Raw genomic sequence first — 19,551 nt, forward strand, 5'->3', positions numbered from 1 at the left:
TCGGGTCAGATTCTCTTTCCCTTCAGTCATTCACGCTGAGTATCATTCACGCTACGTAACATTCACGTAGGATGATTTTAAGATTCTATTTTTTCTTTTTTAATTTATCCTGTTTTATTGTAAGCTATGATGGTCACCACGGGAAACAACCACTTCATATCCTATGCCTTCCATTCGTTTCTGCATACAAAATCTGCATTCAGCGGCTTCATCACCGGTACATATTTTATTATCATATAACATATATTTCTCCCTGACAGTTGTCGGTGAAAGATTTGGCATTACTACATTTGCACCAGCCAAAATGCCCTGTTCTCTACCCATTGGATCAATTGTCCCAAGCGCTGTTGTCGAAGGAAGCAAAACTTGTGGTACCATCAATCTAACCAAGCCCAACATAAATAACGTTAGTTCCAAAGTTCCACCAGTTTGCCCAGCAAATGGGGTATCATGATGTGGTATAAATGGCCCAATCCCTACCATGTGAGGTTGTAATTCCTTAATGAAAATCAAATCCTCAACCAGATTATCAACCGTCTGATATGGAGATCCCACCATAAACCCGCAACCAACTTGATATCCAATCTTTTTTAGATCAAACAGACATGCTTTTCGGTTTTCAGGAGACAAATTCTTTGGATGTAACTTTTTGTAATGTTCATTATTAGCGGTTTCATGACGAAGGAGATATCGATCGGCTCCAGCATTAAAAAGCATTTGATAGCTCTCATGACTTCTTTCTCCTATTGAAAGTGTAATGGCACAGTCTGGATAAAGCGACTTGATTGCTCGTATCATATTCACTAATTTGTCATCTGTAAAATAGCTATCCTCTCCACCTTGCAGCACAAAAGTCCTAAATCCAAGTGCATGTCCAGACCTGCAACATTCAAGAATCTGTTCCTGGGTAAGTCTGTATCTATCTGCATTTGAATTGCTATTTCGAATTCCGCAGTAAAAGCAATCATTCTTGCAATAATTGGTGAATTCAATCAAACCACGTATATAGACATCATGATCGTAATTTTCAAACCGAACCTGTCTTGATTTCTCGAAAAGGTATTGGGCTAGATCTGAAGTACGTCCTTTGATTAATTGTTTGAATTCTTCCGGCAAAAGGTTCTGCGTTTCAAATAATTTGTCGATGAGATTTTTCATTTTATACCTCGCTTATATAAGATTTCCCAATCGAAACCTCATTTGTTATAATGGGGAGCTTTGAGTATACTGCCTTTGCACTTACTCCTGGTAATTTCCCAAGTTTTCCTGACAAGGCACTGATTACATCATTCGGTGCATCCACTGCAATGCTAATAATATTGATATGTTTCTCTTTATATGGAATTCCCATTCTTCCAATGATATAGCTTCCATAATCATGCAAAATTCTATTTAACTTCTCAACCGAACCTGCATCTTCCACTATAATTCCTATAATTGCAACTCTCGTTTCCATATTACCTCCTTTTATTCAATGGTAAAAAAAAATACGCCAAAAAGGCGTAGTAATTTCATAAGTAACTATGACATTGCTTAGCCTTTCACCTTATAACCTGTATTCGGTGTCAGATACAACTATTGTAGCGAATCCATCTCAACCGTCAGATAATACTTTCGGCTAGATCATTATGATTATTATAATATATAGTGTTTTATAATGCAACGCAAATTGAATTTACTAGCAATATCAATGCATAATTACCATTCCACCTTTTTCTTTATAACCAGTTTCCCAAAGTTCATTAAGTGAAAGCCAATGGGCATTGCTATATGTAGCGACTTTTATATAAAAATCTTTCTCAAATTCTTCATACCCCACGACTAAGAACCAATGCCAAGCAAAATCTTTAAAATTATGATTCTTATGTTTTAACAAAAGATAAGGTATGGGAATTCCATTATCAATTTGTGTTTTAATCTGCACTGCGGCTTCCTCTTCTTTCATATCACCATTAAATTCTTGCATAAGTAAATCCACTTCATCAACATCGTTAAAATATTCTTGTATCCCATCTATAAACAGTTTTAATGTATTGACTCCTTTCAACCGTGGTCTAAGATATGGTTTCATTTTCATAGCAAACTTAATATAATCTTCTTTATTTAGTTTTTGTATATCATATGGATACAGGTGTGTTTTATTATCATGTAATGCCATTTTCAGGCTAAAATCACATGCTGTAATTGCTGCACATCCACCCAATTTCATCATTGGATCTTTAAACCAATCCTGATTTCCACCAAATGAATTTTCTATATTAAAATAAGATAATTCTTTTCTCATTGTTTAGCCCTCCTTTAATTTTCATATCTTAATTATAAAACATTATTATGAAATATCAACCACTTATTCTATAATCCCACATAATGGCACATTTTCATTTCTCTTGATCCATAAAAGTCCATTCAGGCAGTCTTGTGTTTTACAGGCAATTATACTTTACACCTTCGGATTTCAATTGTTATATGCTTGATCGTAAAAACACATCTGACTGTCAATCTTTTGTTGATCATTCTCAAAATAAATATAAGTTCCATCAGGCTTCAGTAATCTTGATTTCACATTATCTTGAAGCATAATACGGAGCATATCCGTTAAACGATCAGCTATCTTTTCATCTAAAATAGGAGTTGCAATTTCAACTCTATGTGTAGTATTTCTAGTCATCATATCTGCAGATGAAATATAGATTTTTGTATCTTCTCCCTCGCCAAAGCAATAAATCCTTGAATGTTCAAGAAATCTTCCCACTATACTTCTCACTTCAATATTATCGGTATACATCGCTACCCCAGGTTTTAGGCAACATATTCCTCTGATAACCTCCACTAACATACCTTAATTGATTTATCATGTGAGTCTTAAACAAAATGATAAATTTACAATCTTGTATATAATTTAAACATTTTCATGAATTACTATACTAGATTGTAATGTATTTGGAGGTTTTATCTTAATAATACTATGAACGAAAATTACCATCTGAAAATTTAATCTAAATTGGTTAAACGAAAAAGCGTTATATGTAACTAAAACATCTTTTATATAATAAATAACTTAAGTCAACTCTCTATAACCCATCGTAATCATCCAAATATACGCACAGGTCTTAGGAATCATCATCATCCCTAATAGTGGATAAAACTCAGTTCCCAAGACCGTAATGACATAGAATACGAAACTGATTGCAATTGCAAGCCACATAAACCGAAAGTATCTATCCTTTATCAAGAAATTCTTCTTAAAGTATAACACGGCAATCATCCCGCCCATAACAATGAATGGAATGTTGCGATAAATCCCCCATTCATAACTACTGTCATTGACAAACCACCCATTTTGTGGAAAAACGCATAATCCGATTCGCGCAATTGCTAGTCCATATATTATGAACGTAATTATTTTACTGCTTCTTTTGGAAATATTTATATGATTATGTTTTTGCCAAAAGTGATATAGAAGGATATAGAACACTGTCATCGTAATTGAAGTGACCAGTTTTCCAAAGCCAAGTGCCACTGGATAATTTTGAGTACCTCCATTCCACATCGCATATATTCTTGCAATTAGATGGAATGAATCACCAAGTCCGAGAAGTAATGTCATACTACCAAACAAAATATATTCATTCTTCCCTTTTGCATTTTTTAGTATCAGTATTCCAAGTAACCCTGCCGTAACTAGATATGCAATGTCAAATATTGATTCCATGATTGCCTGCATTTTAGTATCCTCCTTAAATTCCCCTTGTCTTTTGTTGTCATAATGTTTACTTTTTCATTTTAGAATATCACATATTTATCTTACAAGAATAGCTTGAAATATCAAGCATCATTATTTTATATCGTAAATATTGTAATCTTATATTTGTATTATAATATTTAGAAATGGTAATGTAAATATAATTGAGTTTAATTTTTCTCAATTAAAAGGCAATCTTAAAGAGGAATTTGTACCACTTTAAGATTGCCCCAAAAATCATCTAACTTGTTGTATCGATTTAGATTTGTTTTTTCCTATTCATTCGCTTTCCTGTGTGAATTCTAACATTATCTATTATTTAAATTACTGATAACATTACTGGTCGTATTACTGATTGCTTTCCGAATAGAATTTTAATGCTTCACCGATAAATTTTGAGGAACCATTTCCATATTTCTTATCAATCACCCTTTTCCTAATAGATTCGGATAAATATTGTTGTGCTGTATAACCCCAATAATTTTCGCCATCATCTATTTCTAAAGCGTCGTTAATTTTTTGGGTTGCATCTACTATCTCTTTAACCATCTCTTGAATCTCATTTGAAGAAGGATCTTTATTTAAATCAGAGACGAGTTTCTGCATTAGTATTTCTAATTTAGGCTTGTAATCTCCCAAATATATAGTTAAAGCTTCACCTATAAATTTGGCGGCACCAACACCATATTTTTGATCAACTTTATTCATCCAATCAGGAAATACTAAAAAGCTTTGTACTATAACGTACCAATAGTCATACTCTGCATTCATTTTAAAAATTTCATAATCCGTTTTCGCTATCGTTGTTATTTCTTTCGCAATCTGCTGGATTTCGCTTGAAGAAGGATCTTTACTTAAATCCGATACAAGGTTTTTATATAATTCTTTTAATTTAGGATGTCTATCTTCCAAACAATCCTTTTTAAACTCATCGATTTGTTCCTCCCTGTTTGAAGCACATGTAGCCTGTAAATTTTTCTTCATTGCTTTTACATATTTTTCAATGCTTCCATATTGATCTATAGCCATTTTAGCTATTTCAGACTCTTTGGCTTTACATTTTTCAATAAATTCATTATATTTTTCCGTACTGCCATATGCTTTTATTATATAATCTTCGTGTTCCTTTTTAAACTCTTCCAGTGCAATATAATATTCACTCATATCAAATTCTTTAAAACTCATATCATTTTCTCCTTTTAATGTTTTATTAATCAGTTCAACCAAATCATTCAATCTATTACATTTTAATATCAGCAATTTCTTCTGATTATTTAAAGTCTGCATGATATTATAATGAGGGCTATACATCATTTCTTTCACTTCTTTTAACGGAATATCAAGTTCTTTATAAAACAAAATTTGCTGCAAAATCATAAGTGCTTCATCATCGTAAAGCCTATAGCCTACATCTGTATGTTCGCTTGGCTTTAATAACCCTATTTCATCATAATAATGTAACATGCGCACACTTATGCCTGTCAAATCTGAAACTTGTTTTACTGTTTTCATTGCAATTCCTCCATATATAATTTCAAGTTTAATCCATCTACTAAACTCTGCCGGCGATTATTTTGTAAATATTTCAAGCTCTATTATCATCTTACACTATGACATGATGTTAGAGTCAACAGTTTTATAATAATATTATATTTTTCATTGTAACACTACCTTTTTTCGCATTGATTTATTCTTTTTATTCTTATAACTCATTTATATAATAAATAAGCCACCGTATAAAAAATGGTAACCCTCAATTGGGTTACCATTCTGTCATTTAATTATATTTGCTTTTCTTTGTTTCTTTGAAATAAATTTTTCCTGTGTCTTTTCCATTTTGTAAAAAGCAAACACTTCATTAATCAAAATAATATCAACATGTCACAAAATATACAACTACTAATTAATCTTATGAAAGTATCTTTATAATAAAGCTATCAACTCTTCCTTAATTGTTTCATAGTGTTTTTCAGTAATTCCAAAATCCATTTCCTTATAACTCCAAGCTGCTCGTCCAATCCCATACTTTTCAAAAACTGCATGAATGTCCTGATACCACTTTATTGTACTGTCTAATGGAGCCTGATTGATCACTCCATATTCTCCGCAATATAGCATCGCATCATTATCCTCCGCCTTTTTAATAGCCTCTTTAAATATCGCTTCAAAAAATGACTGCCCAAGTGCATTCACACCATCCACATATAAACACTCATTAAATGAACCATCAATCATTTTACCAGCCTCCTGATAAACGCCCAATGAATCTGGATATGAAATATGAAAATCAGAAGGCATATTTAAAACCCAGTTTGCTGATTGATGCGTGAAAATCAAAGGATCATAGCAATGAAAATTATATATGACATTCTCATCATACGGAGCGTCTAGCAACTTAACCTTTGTCACACTATTATTGCACACACCACCAACAATGATATAATTTTTCTTCGATATTTTACGGATTTCTTCAATTGTTAGCCGGATAATCTTATTCCAAAGCTGAGCTACATTAGGGTCCACTACTTCATTTAACAGTTCAAATGCTAACATATCCCCCAGTTTTCCATAACGTCTGGTAAGTTCTTTCCATAGATTTACAAACCGAATTTGTAATGCTTCATTCTCAAAAAATCCGTTCTCGTTTTCTTGGAAATCAAAGGAATACCCCTTGGTCTTATGAAGATCTAATACCATATTTAAATGATATTTTCTACACCACTCGATGCAAGTATCAATATATGAAAACCCTTCTTCTATATAAGTTCCATCTTCTTCCTGAATCAATTCATAATCAACTGGAACTCGGATATGATCTAATCCCCACTCTGCAATCTTTGCAATATCCTCTTCTTGAATAAAGGTATCGTAATGCTTTTTCGCAGGCTTACACTGCGATAACCATCCACCTAAATTAACTCCCTTTTGAAAGCCTTCAAATTGTCTCATTTATTATCCTCCTCTAGATGTTTATTTTTCTTCACAAACCTAATTTTATCATGTATAATATAAGATAAATATCACTATTCTGGTATATATGTCAATATCATGGCATGAAATTCTTAGAAAGGAGGATACCAAATGTCCGAAAATATGAATCAGAAATTGGCTTCTCTGCTTTTTTTGCAAAGAGAATTTCAAACAAAACATCCTGTCTATGAAAAGGAACTTGCTTTTTATAGTCTGGTAAAAGAGGGCAATGTAAAAGCATTACATGAAATGGAAGAAGAATTTACTTTTATAGATAAACCAGAAAATGGCGTACTTTCCAATAATCCTAAGCGGAATCTTCTTTATCATGTAATTGTAACCATTGCAATGATAACACGCTTCTGTATTGAAGGTGGCATGGATAGTGAAACTGCTTATACACTAAGCGACCTGTATATCCAAAAAGCAGATAAAGCTTCAAACTATCAAGAATTGAAAAAAATACACAAAGAGGTGTCTTTTGACTTTGCATCCAGAATGAATTCTTTACGTAAAGAAAAATTCTTTTCAAAACACATCATCAAAAGCCTTGATTACATATTTGAGCACCTCAATGAATCCATTACCATTCGTCAGATTGCTGATTCCATTCACATAAACGAAACTTATTTATCGAAATTGTTTAAAAAAGAAACAAGCACGACCATTGGTGAATACATTCAAAGCAAAAAAATTGAAGTTGCAGAAAATATGTTAAAATACTCGGACTATTCCTGCGTAGATATTGCTAATTATCTGGCATTTTCATCGCATAGTTACTTTATTCAAGTCTTTAAAAAACATACCAACTTAACGCCTAGCATCTATAGAAAAATTAATTATAGGAAGAACTGGATCCAATAATCATAATTATTTTCACAACGATTGATTTCTCCTACTACTATCTTAATGACATATATCAACATTTTAGCCTGACGGTAAATAAGTTATCTGTAAAGAATCCTTTGGGTAGTTTTCCTTTCTTGTATAGTCAAATTATAAAATACGCTTATATTTTCTATATTAAGACTTACAAACTCAATAAAATAAAGAGTATTATTGAATCTCCATAATATTGGATTTTCATAATACTCTTCTAACAAGCAAACAATACAATAGACAATTGAATACACAAGCCTCAACTTGACTATGTAAAAAATGATTCTTTGTTCTGTTGTTATCAATATTCTAAAATTTTCTTAATTTGCTTCCATTTAATTCATTTAGAATAATTCCATATTTTTTTGCATAAACACATGCTTCACCGGCTATCTGACCCATATCGATGACGGTCGGGAGTATTCTTACACTTGCCTGCATTAGAAAAGTGGTTGAAATGCATCTTCCTACGGTTATGAGATTTGATACACTGCTATTGATTAACGAACGGTATGGTATTTCATAATATTCACCTGGCTTGAACTTATCCATATGCACAAGTCCTTTGCTTGCCGAATGAACATCTATATACCAATCTCCCTTTGCAATTCCATCTTCAAAGTGTTCCCTATTAATGTAGTCTTCTTCGGTTAAAACATATTTCCCTACAAGCCTATATGATTCTCTGATTCCAAGCATAGAAGCTTCCCTTGCAAGAAAACAGTTTTCAAATCCTGGCATATATGTTTTAAGAAAGCCTACAAGTCTGTGAATCATCTGACGACCTTCTATTATCGCTTTTGAACGGTTAATTACACTTGTATTATTTGTAAGTGTAGAGATGTGAGGACAGTTAAATGTCATACAACCTTCTTTTAGTGGGAGCGAAAAACATTGATAATATCTTAAATCCTCATTTTTCAATATTCCTTCCTCAACACCTTTCTGAAAGATTGGTTCAAGCTTGAATTTCTTTCCTTTTACCATTGCAGATTCAAAAAAATATCCTGTTTTCAAAGGTGAAAACTCATCATTTAAAGAAATACAGTATTCACGGTATTTATCCACATTAATTCCGCCGACCTCAAATCGCAAGGAACTCATTTGATTATTACCATCTTCATCACCTGAAGTAGTTTCAACACTGGCTAATCTTGTAAGAATGGCATCACCACTAGCATCAATAAAATTACGACCTTCAACGGCAGTTATACCTTCCACTGTCATGAGTATTAGGTATTTTATAACATTGTTTTCTTTTATGCAATCAATCAATACAGTATCATATAAAATATCTCCACCAAATCCTATGTACATTTCTTCTAAAATTTCAGCCATAACTTCCGGATTAAACCATACATATTCTGTAATCGAATCTCTTGTTGCGCATCCTTTTTCAATTAACTTTCTTTCGATTTCATAAAAGTTTTCAAAGTGTTCAACATAGGATGGCATCATTGGGCTAACAAGTGCATTTGTCGATGTTCCACCAAGTGAAATTTGCTTCTCAATAATCAATGTTTTGGTTCCGCCCTTGGCCGCACTTATTGCCGCAGATGCACCTGCACTTCCACCACCAACGACAACAGTATCATATCCACCTAATATTTTTATGTCCTTATCGTTATATTTAATACAATTTCTCATTGTCTTCCTAGCTCCTTTACGTGTTCAAATTCATCCTACATCAAACGCACACTGCATCAAGCTCACATTGCATCAAATCCATTCTATCAAAAATTGCACTCTGATTTCTTTTTTCCTGATATTCCATAAGCACATAATCCATTACCTTTGGATGTATATTAAAATCACAACTATATTTTGCAAATATATGTGCTGCTATTTCAGATGTTCTATGAACATTCGATTTTCTGTTCATTACACCAAATATCCTATATTTTACAGGTTTAAGCATTTCCTCAGTTCTACAGTTGTTAGAAAATTCATGAAAATGATAAAATTCATGAGCTAAATGTATCTCAACCAGTTCCTTCATTGAAATATCATATTGAATCCATTTCATTGCTTCCTGTATTTTTCTTAAAGATTTTAAATAAATGTCAATTTTCTTTATATTATCATCATAATATATCTGCGAATGTATATATTCAGACTCACAATCATTATGCATTACAACCACAACTCCATTTTCTTGAAGAATCTGATATAGTTTTCTTTCATTATAGAGCAAAACTGCACTTTTCCCAATATTAATGCTATTTTGAATATAGGATTTTTTGTCTGCTTTGGATATATATTGAAATATAATATCTTGCTTTAACTCACTATAACCCATCAATTCATCTGAAATATCTTCAAGATTATTCATACTTGTCGCCATTCCTGTGGCCTGCTTTTGCAAGACACCTCACCATCAATCTTTTGCTGCAACTGCAATTATCTTATCATTTTCACCAATGAATTCTAATTCCATCTGTGCTAAAGAAAGTAACTGTTCCTGACTTACTACACCACTCAAGTCAACCATCTTCTGTTTAAAAAACAAATATGCTTTTGGAAGTGTGGCCCCTGCATCTGTATATTGTGTCATATCATCGATAAATTCGACATACTTTTTCAAAAGGTCAGTTTTATTCATGATAATCAGTTTTGCATTGTTCTTTTGAAGTCTGATAACCCCTTCTTCATCTACAATACGAACCAAATTCTTCTTAGTTCTAATCAATCCAAAAATGGCTTTTGAAATCTTTTTCACTTCAAATGCGTGCCAACGACCTATTGTTGCAACATAACTAATTACATTTTTTTCAACCTGCGCTGAATCTTGAACAATATCAATAATCTCATCTATTGTTTTTGTTTGTGAATTCAAATCTTTTGTACGCAGTTCTGTTGCACCTGTTGCAATTGCACGAAGAATACTTTTCTGACTATCAATTTCTATTGCTATCTCAACTGTATCAGGATTTGCACCAGCTTTTGTTACAATTTCCATAATATCACTTCTGATTTTTCTAATATCTTCGTGGGTTGGATTTGTCACATTACGTTCGATTTGTTCTCTTACAAGGGCAAGTGCAACTCCAATTGTCGAGATATATGGTGCATTTTTTGCTATTTTTTGCCTTATTCCAAGCTTTTCACCTAGAAAGGGAGTTACTACAGATGCAGAACCACCGCCACCTACTAGGTAAATCAGGTTTTTATTTAAATCATAATCTTTAATTAAGTCTTCTACAATTACTGATATTTTTTTTATTGCAATGTTCATTGTCTGCTGACATGCTTCTTCAACCGTAACACCAGCTTTTTCAGCCAATACTGCCCACGCCTTTGTTGCTACTAACGCATTACCATGAGCATAATCACTCTCTGGAACATATCCAAGAATATTTGCTGCACCAGCCAATGTAAGCGCATACGATTTTTGACCATCACATTCAACAACCACATAATTTGCAACATCATCTTCTCTAGGTGCAATCAATTTCAATTTTGGGTTAATCATATTACTTTCGTCGGCAAAAACTTCATATCCCATATCAGCAATATGCGCAGATCTTGGACCTACATCTGAAATTTTCCCGTGTTCCATTACAATCATACTACCGCCGGCAATTCCTAGTGTTCTTACATCCAGTGATGTAAGATACAGTTTTCTTCCACCTACCTGAGCATTTTTTATCATTACTTTACCATCTTTGATTGCTGAAATATCTGTTGATGTTCCACCAACTTCAAGGAAAATGCCATCCGTTATCTTTTCATACATAAGTGCTCCAGCAACCCCTGCTGCGAGTCCGGATAGCATTGTTAATATCGGCCTTTTTCTAACTTCATCAACGCTCATTACTCCACCGTCACAGCGCATGATCATTAATGGCTTTTTAATATTTGCCTCTCTGACAGATTTTTCAGTCATATTGGCAGTTTCCATCATTTTAGGAATTAATGCAGCATTTACAACTGCAGTTCTAGTTCTTGCCTGAAGACCATATAGCTGTGATATTTCATATCCACCAGTTGCCAAAATTGCGTTTTTATTTGCAGCTTCAATGACTTTCTTTTCATTTTCTGGATTATCAACCGAATATGCTTCCGAAGCCACAACCACCTGTGCTTCACTCTCAATTAGCGTATTTATACTCTCCTGCATATTATTTTCTGTTAATTTTGAAGAATCTAAAAAAGTATGAGTCGTATACAGAAATTTTCCTGGTGCAAGTTCTATATTGCCAACGGTTGTTTCGGTTTTTGCTTTTCCAGCTTCAAATCCAGTCCCCATTCCGAGTACGCCTACTTTAGCGACATCCCCTTCAAGTAATGCATTTGTTGCCTGTGTTGTTCCGTGTGCTATAAAAATCACATCTTCTGGATCAATATTATTTTCTGTTAGGACTTTATTGATTGCCTCAACAATTCCCAATGCAACGCCCTGTTTTGCATGATGTGTAGTTGGGACTTTTGCTTTTGCAATTACCTCATAAGTCTGATTGTCAATGACAACTGCATCTGTAAATGTTCCACCGACATCAATACCAAGTCTCACTTTATTTTTCATACTTTTTCTCCATTCCCGTACATTTCAAGATTTGTGCCTATGGCACAAATCTTGTGTACTTTCTTCTCTATAACATTTAATCTAATATATAAAAATTGCTGTATAAACCAATGTAATCAATGCAATAACCATTGTATATGGTAGTGTTGATTTCAATATTTCATTTACATCAACTTTTGCAAAATCAGCAGTAATTACATTCTGTGTATTAGTTGGATCTGATACACACTGAACAATACTTGTACTTCTAAGTGCCATTCCGATTGCTGCTGGATTCATTGTTCCTGCTGCCAACAAAATATTTGCGATTCCTGAACCTAAACCATACATGTTTAATGGGCCTCTATATAAAGCCAATGGTGACAATACTGCAAACATAATAACATATGCGACTGGTGATGTAGGCAAAACTGCCTTAATAAGTGGTTGCATCAATGCAGTTGTATATGTTGATGTCACACCATTTAAGAGTATACCAATACCCATCATCAAGCCGATTACGCCGGCTACATCCTTCGTTCCTTCAACAACTCCATTTGAAATAACCTGAATAATCTTCTTTGGTGAGGTAACAAGTGTTGTAAATACAATTGCTACAAGTAAACTTGTTTCTGCATTAAACTTCAGTGCAAATACTAATATAATGGGTACAAGTGGTGAAAGCATTGCAACAACATTTACCTTCTTTGGTGCTTCCTTTTCTGGAACTGCCCATGAACTTCTTACTGATTTTTGTTTTACATTTATAAAGATATAAATCAATGTTACAACCGCACTGATTGCACCCATGATTAATGAGGTTGATTTAATCAATCCAATATCCATACCAATTGTATCTATGTACATCTGATAATTTGCTACGTTAAATAATAAACCAATACTAAGTCCCATAAGTACAAGACTTGCCGAAACAACTGGTGCCACACCAGCTGAAAGGAGCAATGGAATGACGATTGTTGAAACCATGATAACAGGACCAGCTCCACTGATTGCGGTAAATATAACTGCCGTTGCTGCTGTGAGTACAACTGCTATTGCAACTGGCTTATCTCCTGCCATCTCTGCAGCTTTTCTGATGATTGCATCTGCAATCCCCTGTTTTTGAATAATCTTTGCAAAGATCGATCCAAAAATTGTTGCCATAATCGTACTTGCTAATTTTGCTGAACCTGATGCAATGACAAAAGCCATAATGGTCTGTCCGCCAGTTCCCGCAGGGGATCTAAACGGAACTCCTGCAATCACTGCAATTACAATGCCTAAAATTGGTAGTGCCAATATCGCTGGCAATTTTTTTGTCATCATTAAAATGATGGCTCCGATAAAAACTAATAAAATCAAAACTACTTGAACATTAATAACATTTCCCATAATAACACTCCTGCTTTCTTTTATTTTAATTGATTAAATCATACAAATCATTTTTACTACTACCTATCTAAAATTGCGTTTAAAGTGGAATCGTATATCGCCTCTCTATTTTTTCTATCCTCTTGAATATAATTGGCATATATAATATCCATGATAATAAGTACAGGAAATTGAGGAGAAATCACATTTCCATATTCTAAATTCTTCTTCACTGATGCTAGTATTACCTCATCAAATTTTAATAAGTATTCACTGCTGTTTTTTGATGTAAGCAAAATCGTCGTTGCCTCTTTCTCTCTTGCACTCTCCATTGCTGATATTACTTCTTTTGTTATTCCACTTATGCTGATTCCAATCACAAGAGAATCTTTGTCAAGTCTCACTGAATTCATCATAAGCAAATGTGCATCTGTAATTGATTCAACATCTACGCCAATTCTCATAAACCGCATTTTGAATTCCTGTGCAGCCAACCCAGAACTTCCCATTCCATAAACGTAAACCCTTCTTTTCGTTGCGATAAGCTTTGTAACTCGTTTAATCTGGTCATTATTTATCAGGTTATAACTTTTATTCAATAACTCCTGATAAGTATTCAGCACCTCCTTTGTATACTCCTCAACTTTCACTTCCTCTTCCATAAAATGCTCTTGGTAGTGGTATATAAATTCACGATACCCCAAGTAACCAATCTTTTTGGAAAATCGTGATAATGATGCCTCTGAAATGAACAGGCTTTTTGCTATTTCTTTTGATGAAAAATCCACTTCTTTTTTATTTGAAATAAAAAAATCAGCAATTGTTTTTTCTACATTTGTAAAGTCATCGTAACATGATTCAATTATTGGAATTACACTTTTCTCATATTCTTTCATTTTTCCCCTAAACTTGTCTTCAATTATTATTTTTAAAATTAAGATATGCTCCTAAAATTCCAGCTTGATTTCCATTTTCTGCAAAAACTAATTTTATTTTTTTCCCAACTTCTTCTATTAAATATTTATCCATACTTTTTCTAATACGCTCATAAAGGTATTCCTTTTGTTTCGTAATACCTCCACCTAAAACTACTACCTCTGGATTTATAACATAACAAATATTTGCTATTCCATACCCTAAGTTATCACAAAACTCATCTATGGCATCCATGCATATGCTATCGCCTGTCTGTGCCATTTCAAAAATTTTAATACCATTTAATTCTTTAATGTCACATGCCTTTAACGATGCCACTTTACTAACAAGTGCACTAGTTGAAGCTGTTTTCTGAAAATTTGAACCATTCATATTCATATATCCAACTTCACCTGCACTGTGAAATGCGCCGTGGAAAATTTTATTATCAATGATAATACAACCTCCAATTCCAGTTCCTATCGTCAGACATAGGCTAACTTTACTGCCTTTTGATGCGCCTATTAGCTGTTCGGACAACCCTGCACAAGATACATCATTTTCAACTTCACATGGTATATGAAACTGGGCTTCTAATATCTTTTTTATCTCAATTCCAGTGTAATTAGGAATACTATCATTTGCATAAATTATTTTTCCATTTAGGTGGTCTACCATACCCGCTGTCGCAATACAAATTCCAGACAATGAATATTCTCTTATATTTAGTTCAATTAACTCCCGCACTTTTTGCATTATGTGCGGTCCGCCGCCTCTGGCTTCGGTTGGTGTTTCATGATTTTCAACTATTTCACCATGTTCATTCATGATTCCATATTTAATCATTGTTCCACCAATATCAAATGAGATATATTTTTTCATATGAACTCCTTGACTATTGCTTATTGTTATATAGTTTCTTAACAGAACTTTTTAATCGTTATTACCTCTAAATTCTTATCATTTCTTAATTCAATGCTTCTGCAAATTTTTTAGTGATAAGCTGTGGTCTTGTTATTGCACTGCCTACTACCACGCTATAACATCCAATTTCTATCACCCTTTTCGCTTTTTGTGGAGTATCAATATTTCCTTCTGCAATCACTTTTCCTTTTACCTTGCTAAGAATGGTTCTTATTATTTCAAAATCATTATTTTCGATTTTTAAATTTTTGCTATAATCAGTATAGCCAACCAGTGTTGTTCCTATAAAATCAAAGCCTAATTTATCTGCATGTATTGCTTCTTCAATAGTCGAACAATCTGCAAGCAAACTCTGATCTGGGTATTTATCTCTTATCTGCTTATAAAAGTCGTCAAGTGTCAGATTACTGGGTCTTAATCTATTTGTCGCATCAACTGCAAGCAAATCAGGTTCGACTTTCATCAATTCATCAACCTCTTTCATTGTTGGGGTAATATATATTTGACTATCCTGATAGTCTCTTTTGATAATTCCAATGATTGGCAGATTTACTTTATCTTTAATTTCACCAATATCTTCAACTGAATTCGCTCTTATCCCATAAGCGCCACCTTCTTTTGCTGCGATTGCCATTCTTCCCATAATAAATGATGAATGAAGTGGTTCTGTTTCAAGTGCTTGGCAGGATACTATCAGTTTTCCTTCCAACGTAGATATATCTTTTTTCATATCAATTCCCATGCGTATCACAATCAGTTATTGTGATACTATTAAAATAAAAAGTTGAAAGAATAATTATCTGCATGGCTCCTCTGTCTTTATTTTCTTTCAACCTGATACATCTTTGTATTATTTTTTCAGTCATATCAGCTTGTTAATTTCTATTATTTTCAACTGACTTGTATTGATTGTAGTTTCTTTCCATCAATATAATCTATTTTGCAACTAATTTCAATACGATTATGATTTTGGAATCTACTTTCATGTTTTTTATGCATATGTTATATATATCAGAATATTATCCGATTTAATTTTGTATATGTTTCACAATAGTATCTAAAACTACTTTCTAAATTTATTTTTCTATAGAAAATTCATTCATTGTTGTCTATACTCAGCTTAAGGCTAAACGCCAATACTTATGAAAGAAGATGATACTATGTTAATTTGTACAGCAAATGATTATAATGGTATGAGTAGAAAAGCTGCAAATATAATTTCTGCCCAGATAATAATGAAGCCAAATGCAGTTCTTGGGCTTGCAACAGGCTCTACACCCATCGGAACATATCTCCAGCTCATCAACTGGTATGAAAAAGGAGACCTTGATTTTTCTTTTGTCAGAACGGTTAACTTGGATGAATATAAGGGATTGGATCCGAATAATCTTCAAAGTTATGCCTATTTTATGAAAACAACACTATTTGATCAGGTTAATATCAGGCCTGTAAATACCAACATTCCAAATGGACTAGAAACAGATATTGACTTTGAATGTAAGCGTTACAATACTGTAATTAAATCTTTAGGTGATATCGATCTTCAACTACTTGGAATTGGAACAAATGCTCATATTGGTTTCAATGAACCCAATTCAGCTTTTGAAAAAGAAACTCACTGCGTCAAACTTAGCCCAAATACAATAGAGTCAAATGCAAGGTTCTTCGAAAATGAAGATGATGTTCCTCGCTTCGCCTATTCAACAGGAATCAAAAACATTATGCAATCGAAAAAGATTCTTCTGATTGCATCTGGAAAATCAAAGGCAGACGCACTTTACAATTCAATATTCGGTCCAATAACACCTTCTGTACCCGCATCGATTCTTCAACTTCATAATAATGTTACAATTGTAGCAGATGAAGATGCCCTATCAATCATTAAAGAAAAAGGATTATTGTAGAGCAATTTAAGGGGGTAATATAATTTGAATTAAATAATGTGATTTAAAATAAATTTCGTATCATTGATTTAAATGACTGGATTAGGAGGATAAGTAAAAATGATTATCAAAAATGGCCTTATTTACACTGAAAATTTCAATTTTGAAAAAAAAGATTTGTTTATAGAAAATAATAGGATTGTAGAATCTTACGCAGACCTTAACGACATAACAGAAATTGACGCTTCCGGCAATTACATTATTCCCGGGCTAGTCGACATTCACACTCACGGTTGCATTGGACATGATTTTTGCGACAACGACAAGAATGGCCTTATTGCAATTGCAAAATATCTAAGAAAAAATGGTATTACCTCCTTCTGCCCTACTTCAATGACTCTAGCAAAAGAAGATCTAATCGCTATATATAAAAGTGCATCCACGCCCATGTCAACAGACTGCTCACAAATAGTAGGTCTCAATATGGAAGGTCCATTTATTTCCACTGCAAAAAAAGGAGCCCAAAATGGCAAATTCATTTCGGCTCCAAACAGTGCATTCTTTTATGAATTAAATAATGCATGTAATCATTTAATTAAATTAGTAACAATTGCTCCCGAATCAGAAAATGCATTATCCTTTATTCATGAATTCAAAAATACGGTATCAATATCGTTAGGCCATTCCGAAGCTGACTACGACAAAGCTTCGGACGCACTGGATGCCGGTGCTAATCACATCACTCATCTATACAACGCCATGCCACCATATAACCACAGAGAACCTGGAATCATCGGTGCCGCCTTTGACCATGCTGATACATTTGTTGAGCTTATATGTGATGGCATCCATATCCATCCAAGTGTAATCAGAAGCACCTTTCAATTATTTGGCGACCGTGTCATTCTCATTAGTGATTCTATGATGGCTACAGGAATGCCCAATGGCATATATGAACTAGGTAAACAGACTGTCTATATGCAAGACAAAAAAGCTGTTTTAGAGGATGGTACATTAGCCGGTTCCGCCTCAAATCTTTTTGACTGCATGAGAAATGCAGTTTCCTTTGGCATTCCACTTACCGACGCCGTCAAAGCGGTAACTGCCACTCCGGCCAAAAGCATTGGTATGTATGACGAACTTGGTAGCCTTTCTGTTGGAAAAAGGGGAGATGTTGTGATTATGGATACTGAAATGAATTTAATTCGTGTGATTTAATTATAAAACCGATTTAAATTTCCAGTCTCATAGAACCTACTCAATCAACTTGCAAATAGCTTTTCAATAAAATTATTTTGCTAGCTTCTCTAAAGAATTTATATTTTGATGAAATTACAACTCAGTCGTTGCTACTATATTTTCTTATAAATCATAATATGCAACATATTGATTTCATCATTTGCTCCAAATGTGTAACGTTAGAAGTGGTCAACAGTGTAACACTTCCCCCATGTTGTTTTGTTATGTAATTTAAAACCCACGCATTTGGATCATTTTGTTCTTGAAGAAGCTTTTGAAGCTTTTGTTCATTGTAATAGGTTCTGTATGCATCATTTTCAATGATAGTTGTATTATATTGTCCGCCTAAAAGTGGAGAATAAGCTACGAGTGTCAAATCCTTATACCAGTTTATATAGGATTGTAATTCTTGATCATAGACGACCTGTGGTGAAAATTGAGCATCAATAGTAGGATTTAAATAACTAAATCGTTGCTGAATAGAGCAAAAAAATCGATAACCGTACTTTTCACATATTTGTCTAGCACTTTCGATACGCCAAGTTCTAAAATTACTACATCCAATTTCTTTGATACACCCTTTTTTTATGAGTTCATCTAATGTCTCTAATGTCTCTTCTTGGGGCGTTTTATAATCATCCACATGCAAGTAAAGAATATCAATCGAATCTGTATTAAGATACTCAAGAGATTTATTCACTTCTTCTAAAATAACCTTTCGACTGAGCCCTTGCATATTTGAAAAGTCTCTTTTATTCATATCTTTTGGAAGCGCTCCTAATTTAGTAGAAACAATCAGTTTATCTCTATTTTGTCTTTGTTTCAGCCATTTGCCAATTGTCTTCTCACTTTCACTTCCGTCCCCACCATTCCAAATCGCATAGTTATTGGCAGTATCAATAAAATTACCCCCTAATTCAACATACCTATCCATTATTTCAAATGCTATCGCCTCATCTGTTGTCGTACCGAAATTAATGGCACCAAGACCTAAAAGTGATACTTCTAAGGAGGAATGACCCATTTTAACTTTTTTCATTTTTCTATCCTTTCATAAATCATTTACTACAATAAAATATATACTGTTCAGTTAGTTCTATTATACTTGTATATTAATACGATTG

The 19,551-nt window shown here is 33.5% G+C and carries 18 protein-coding genes; 3 read left to right on the forward strand and 15 right to left on the reverse strand.

Features of this window, described 5'->3' with window-relative positions; all coding sequences use genetic code 11:
- Positions 1-114: 114 nt before the first annotated feature.
- The 7 genes from hydE to BMY18_RS10950 form a co-directional block, all read right to left on the reverse strand.
- The gene (gene hydE, locus BMY18_RS10920) at positions 115-1,158 is read right to left on the reverse strand and encodes a [FeFe] hydrogenase H-cluster radical SAM maturase HydE (RefSeq protein WP_092453925.1); all 1,044 of its coding nucleotides are present in this window, start codon (positions 1,156-1,158) and stop codon (positions 115-117) included.
- A 1-nt stretch (position 1,159) separates the two neighbouring features.
- Positions 1,160-1,456: a TM1266 family iron-only hydrogenase system putative regulator gene (locus tag BMY18_RS10925; RefSeq protein WP_092453927.1), complete on the reverse strand. Its 297-nt coding sequence runs from the start codon at positions 1,454-1,456 to the stop codon at positions 1,160-1,162.
- A 231-nt stretch (positions 1,457-1,687) separates the two neighbouring features.
- Positions 1,688-2,284, reverse strand: coding sequence for a hypothetical protein (locus BMY18_RS10930; protein ID WP_092453929.1), 597 nt, complete (start codon positions 2,282-2,284; stop codon positions 1,688-1,690).
- A 171-nt stretch (positions 2,285-2,455) separates the two neighbouring features.
- Positions 2,456-2,785: a phospholipase D-like domain-containing protein gene (locus tag BMY18_RS10935; RefSeq protein ID WP_170841379.1), complete on the reverse strand. Its 330-nt coding sequence runs from the start codon at positions 2,783-2,785 to the stop codon at positions 2,456-2,458.
- A gap of 273 nt (positions 2,786-3,058) precedes the next feature.
- Positions 3,059-3,724, reverse strand: a complete 666-nt coding sequence (locus tag BMY18_RS10940) for a hypothetical protein (protein ID WP_092453931.1) — start codon at positions 3,722-3,724, stop codon at positions 3,059-3,061.
- A 366-nt stretch (positions 3,725-4,090) separates the two neighbouring features.
- The gene (locus BMY18_RS10945) at positions 4,091-5,254 is read right to left on the reverse strand and encodes a MerR family transcriptional regulator (RefSeq protein WP_092453933.1); all 1,164 of its coding nucleotides are present in this window, start codon (positions 5,252-5,254) and stop codon (positions 4,091-4,093) included.
- A 411-nt stretch (positions 5,255-5,665) separates the two neighbouring features.
- Positions 5,666-6,691, reverse strand: coding sequence for a glycoside hydrolase family 5 protein (locus BMY18_RS10950; RefSeq protein WP_092453935.1), 1,026 nt, complete (start codon positions 6,689-6,691; stop codon positions 5,666-5,668).
- 132 nt (positions 6,692-6,823) lie between these two features.
- Here BMY18_RS10950 and BMY18_RS10955 point away from each other — a divergent pair, with 132 nt between their 5' ends.
- Positions 6,824-7,576 (forward strand): helix-turn-helix domain-containing protein, encoded by a 753-nt coding sequence (locus BMY18_RS10955; RefSeq protein ID WP_092453937.1) that lies wholly within the window; start codon positions 6,824-6,826, stop codon positions 7,574-7,576.
- Positions 7,577-7,900: 324 nt separating this feature from the next.
- Here BMY18_RS10955 and BMY18_RS10960 read toward each other — a convergent pair whose 3' ends face one another.
- The 7 genes from BMY18_RS10960 to BMY18_RS10990 all read right to left on the reverse strand — a co-directional run bounded on the left by BMY18_RS10960 (position 7,901) and on the right by BMY18_RS10990 (position 16,035).
- Positions 7,901-9,238, reverse strand: a complete 1,338-nt coding sequence (locus BMY18_RS10960; RefSeq protein ID WP_092453939.1) for an FAD-dependent oxidoreductase — start codon at positions 9,236-9,238, stop codon at positions 7,901-7,903.
- Between the two features lie 40 nt (positions 9,239-9,278).
- Positions 9,279-9,935 (reverse strand): hypothetical protein, encoded by a 657-nt coding sequence (locus BMY18_RS10965; protein ID WP_092453941.1) that lies wholly within the window; start codon positions 9,933-9,935, stop codon positions 9,279-9,281.
- A gap of 33 nt (positions 9,936-9,968) precedes the next feature.
- Positions 9,969-12,116, reverse strand: coding sequence for a hydantoinase/oxoprolinase family protein (locus BMY18_RS10970; protein WP_092453943.1), 2,148 nt, complete (start codon positions 12,114-12,116; stop codon positions 9,969-9,971).
- Between the two features lie 81 nt (positions 12,117-12,197).
- The gene (locus BMY18_RS10975; RefSeq protein ID WP_092453945.1) at positions 12,198-13,487 is read right to left on the reverse strand and encodes a transporter; all 1,290 of its coding nucleotides are present in this window, start codon (positions 13,485-13,487) and stop codon (positions 12,198-12,200) included.
- 59 nt (positions 13,488-13,546) lie between these two features.
- Entirely contained in the window at positions 13,547-14,362 is an 816-nt protein-coding gene (locus tag BMY18_RS10980; RefSeq protein WP_092453947.1) for a MurR/RpiR family transcriptional regulator, read from the reverse strand.
- Between the two features lie 19 nt (positions 14,363-14,381).
- A complete protein-coding gene (locus BMY18_RS10985) occupies positions 14,382-15,263 on the reverse strand; it encodes an ROK family protein (protein WP_092453949.1) in 882 nt (293 codons plus the stop codon).
- 85 nt (positions 15,264-15,348) lie between these two features.
- A complete protein-coding gene (locus tag BMY18_RS10990) occupies positions 15,349-16,035 on the reverse strand; it encodes an N-acetylmannosamine-6-phosphate 2-epimerase (protein ID WP_092453951.1) in 687 nt (228 codons plus the stop codon).
- Positions 16,036-16,465: 430 nt separating this feature from the next.
- On the opposite strand from BMY18_RS10990, the gene nagB reads away from it, so the two are divergent.
- Together nagB and nagA are read left to right on the forward strand one after the other, a co-directional pair.
- A complete protein-coding gene (gene nagB / locus BMY18_RS10995) occupies positions 16,466-17,209 on the forward strand; it encodes a glucosamine-6-phosphate deaminase (protein WP_092453953.1) in 744 nt (247 codons plus the stop codon).
- A gap of 99 nt (positions 17,210-17,308) precedes the next feature.
- Positions 17,309-18,406 (forward strand): N-acetylglucosamine-6-phosphate deacetylase, encoded by a 1,098-nt coding sequence (nagA, locus tag BMY18_RS11000; protein WP_092453954.1) that lies wholly within the window; start codon positions 17,309-17,311, stop codon positions 18,404-18,406.
- A 151-nt stretch (positions 18,407-18,557) separates the two neighbouring features.
- On the opposite strand, the gene BMY18_RS11005 is transcribed toward nagA, so the two are convergent.
- Positions 18,558-19,466, reverse strand: a complete 909-nt coding sequence (locus BMY18_RS11005; RefSeq protein ID WP_092453957.1) for an aldo/keto reductase — start codon at positions 19,464-19,466, stop codon at positions 18,558-18,560.
- Positions 19,467-19,551 lie beyond the last annotated feature (85 nt).

Origin of the sequence: [Clostridium] fimetarium, from assembly GCF_900111235.1 — a bacterium.
Taxonomy (GTDB): Bacteria; Bacillota; Clostridia; order Lachnospirales; family Lachnospiraceae; genus Clostridium_N; species Clostridium_N fimetarium.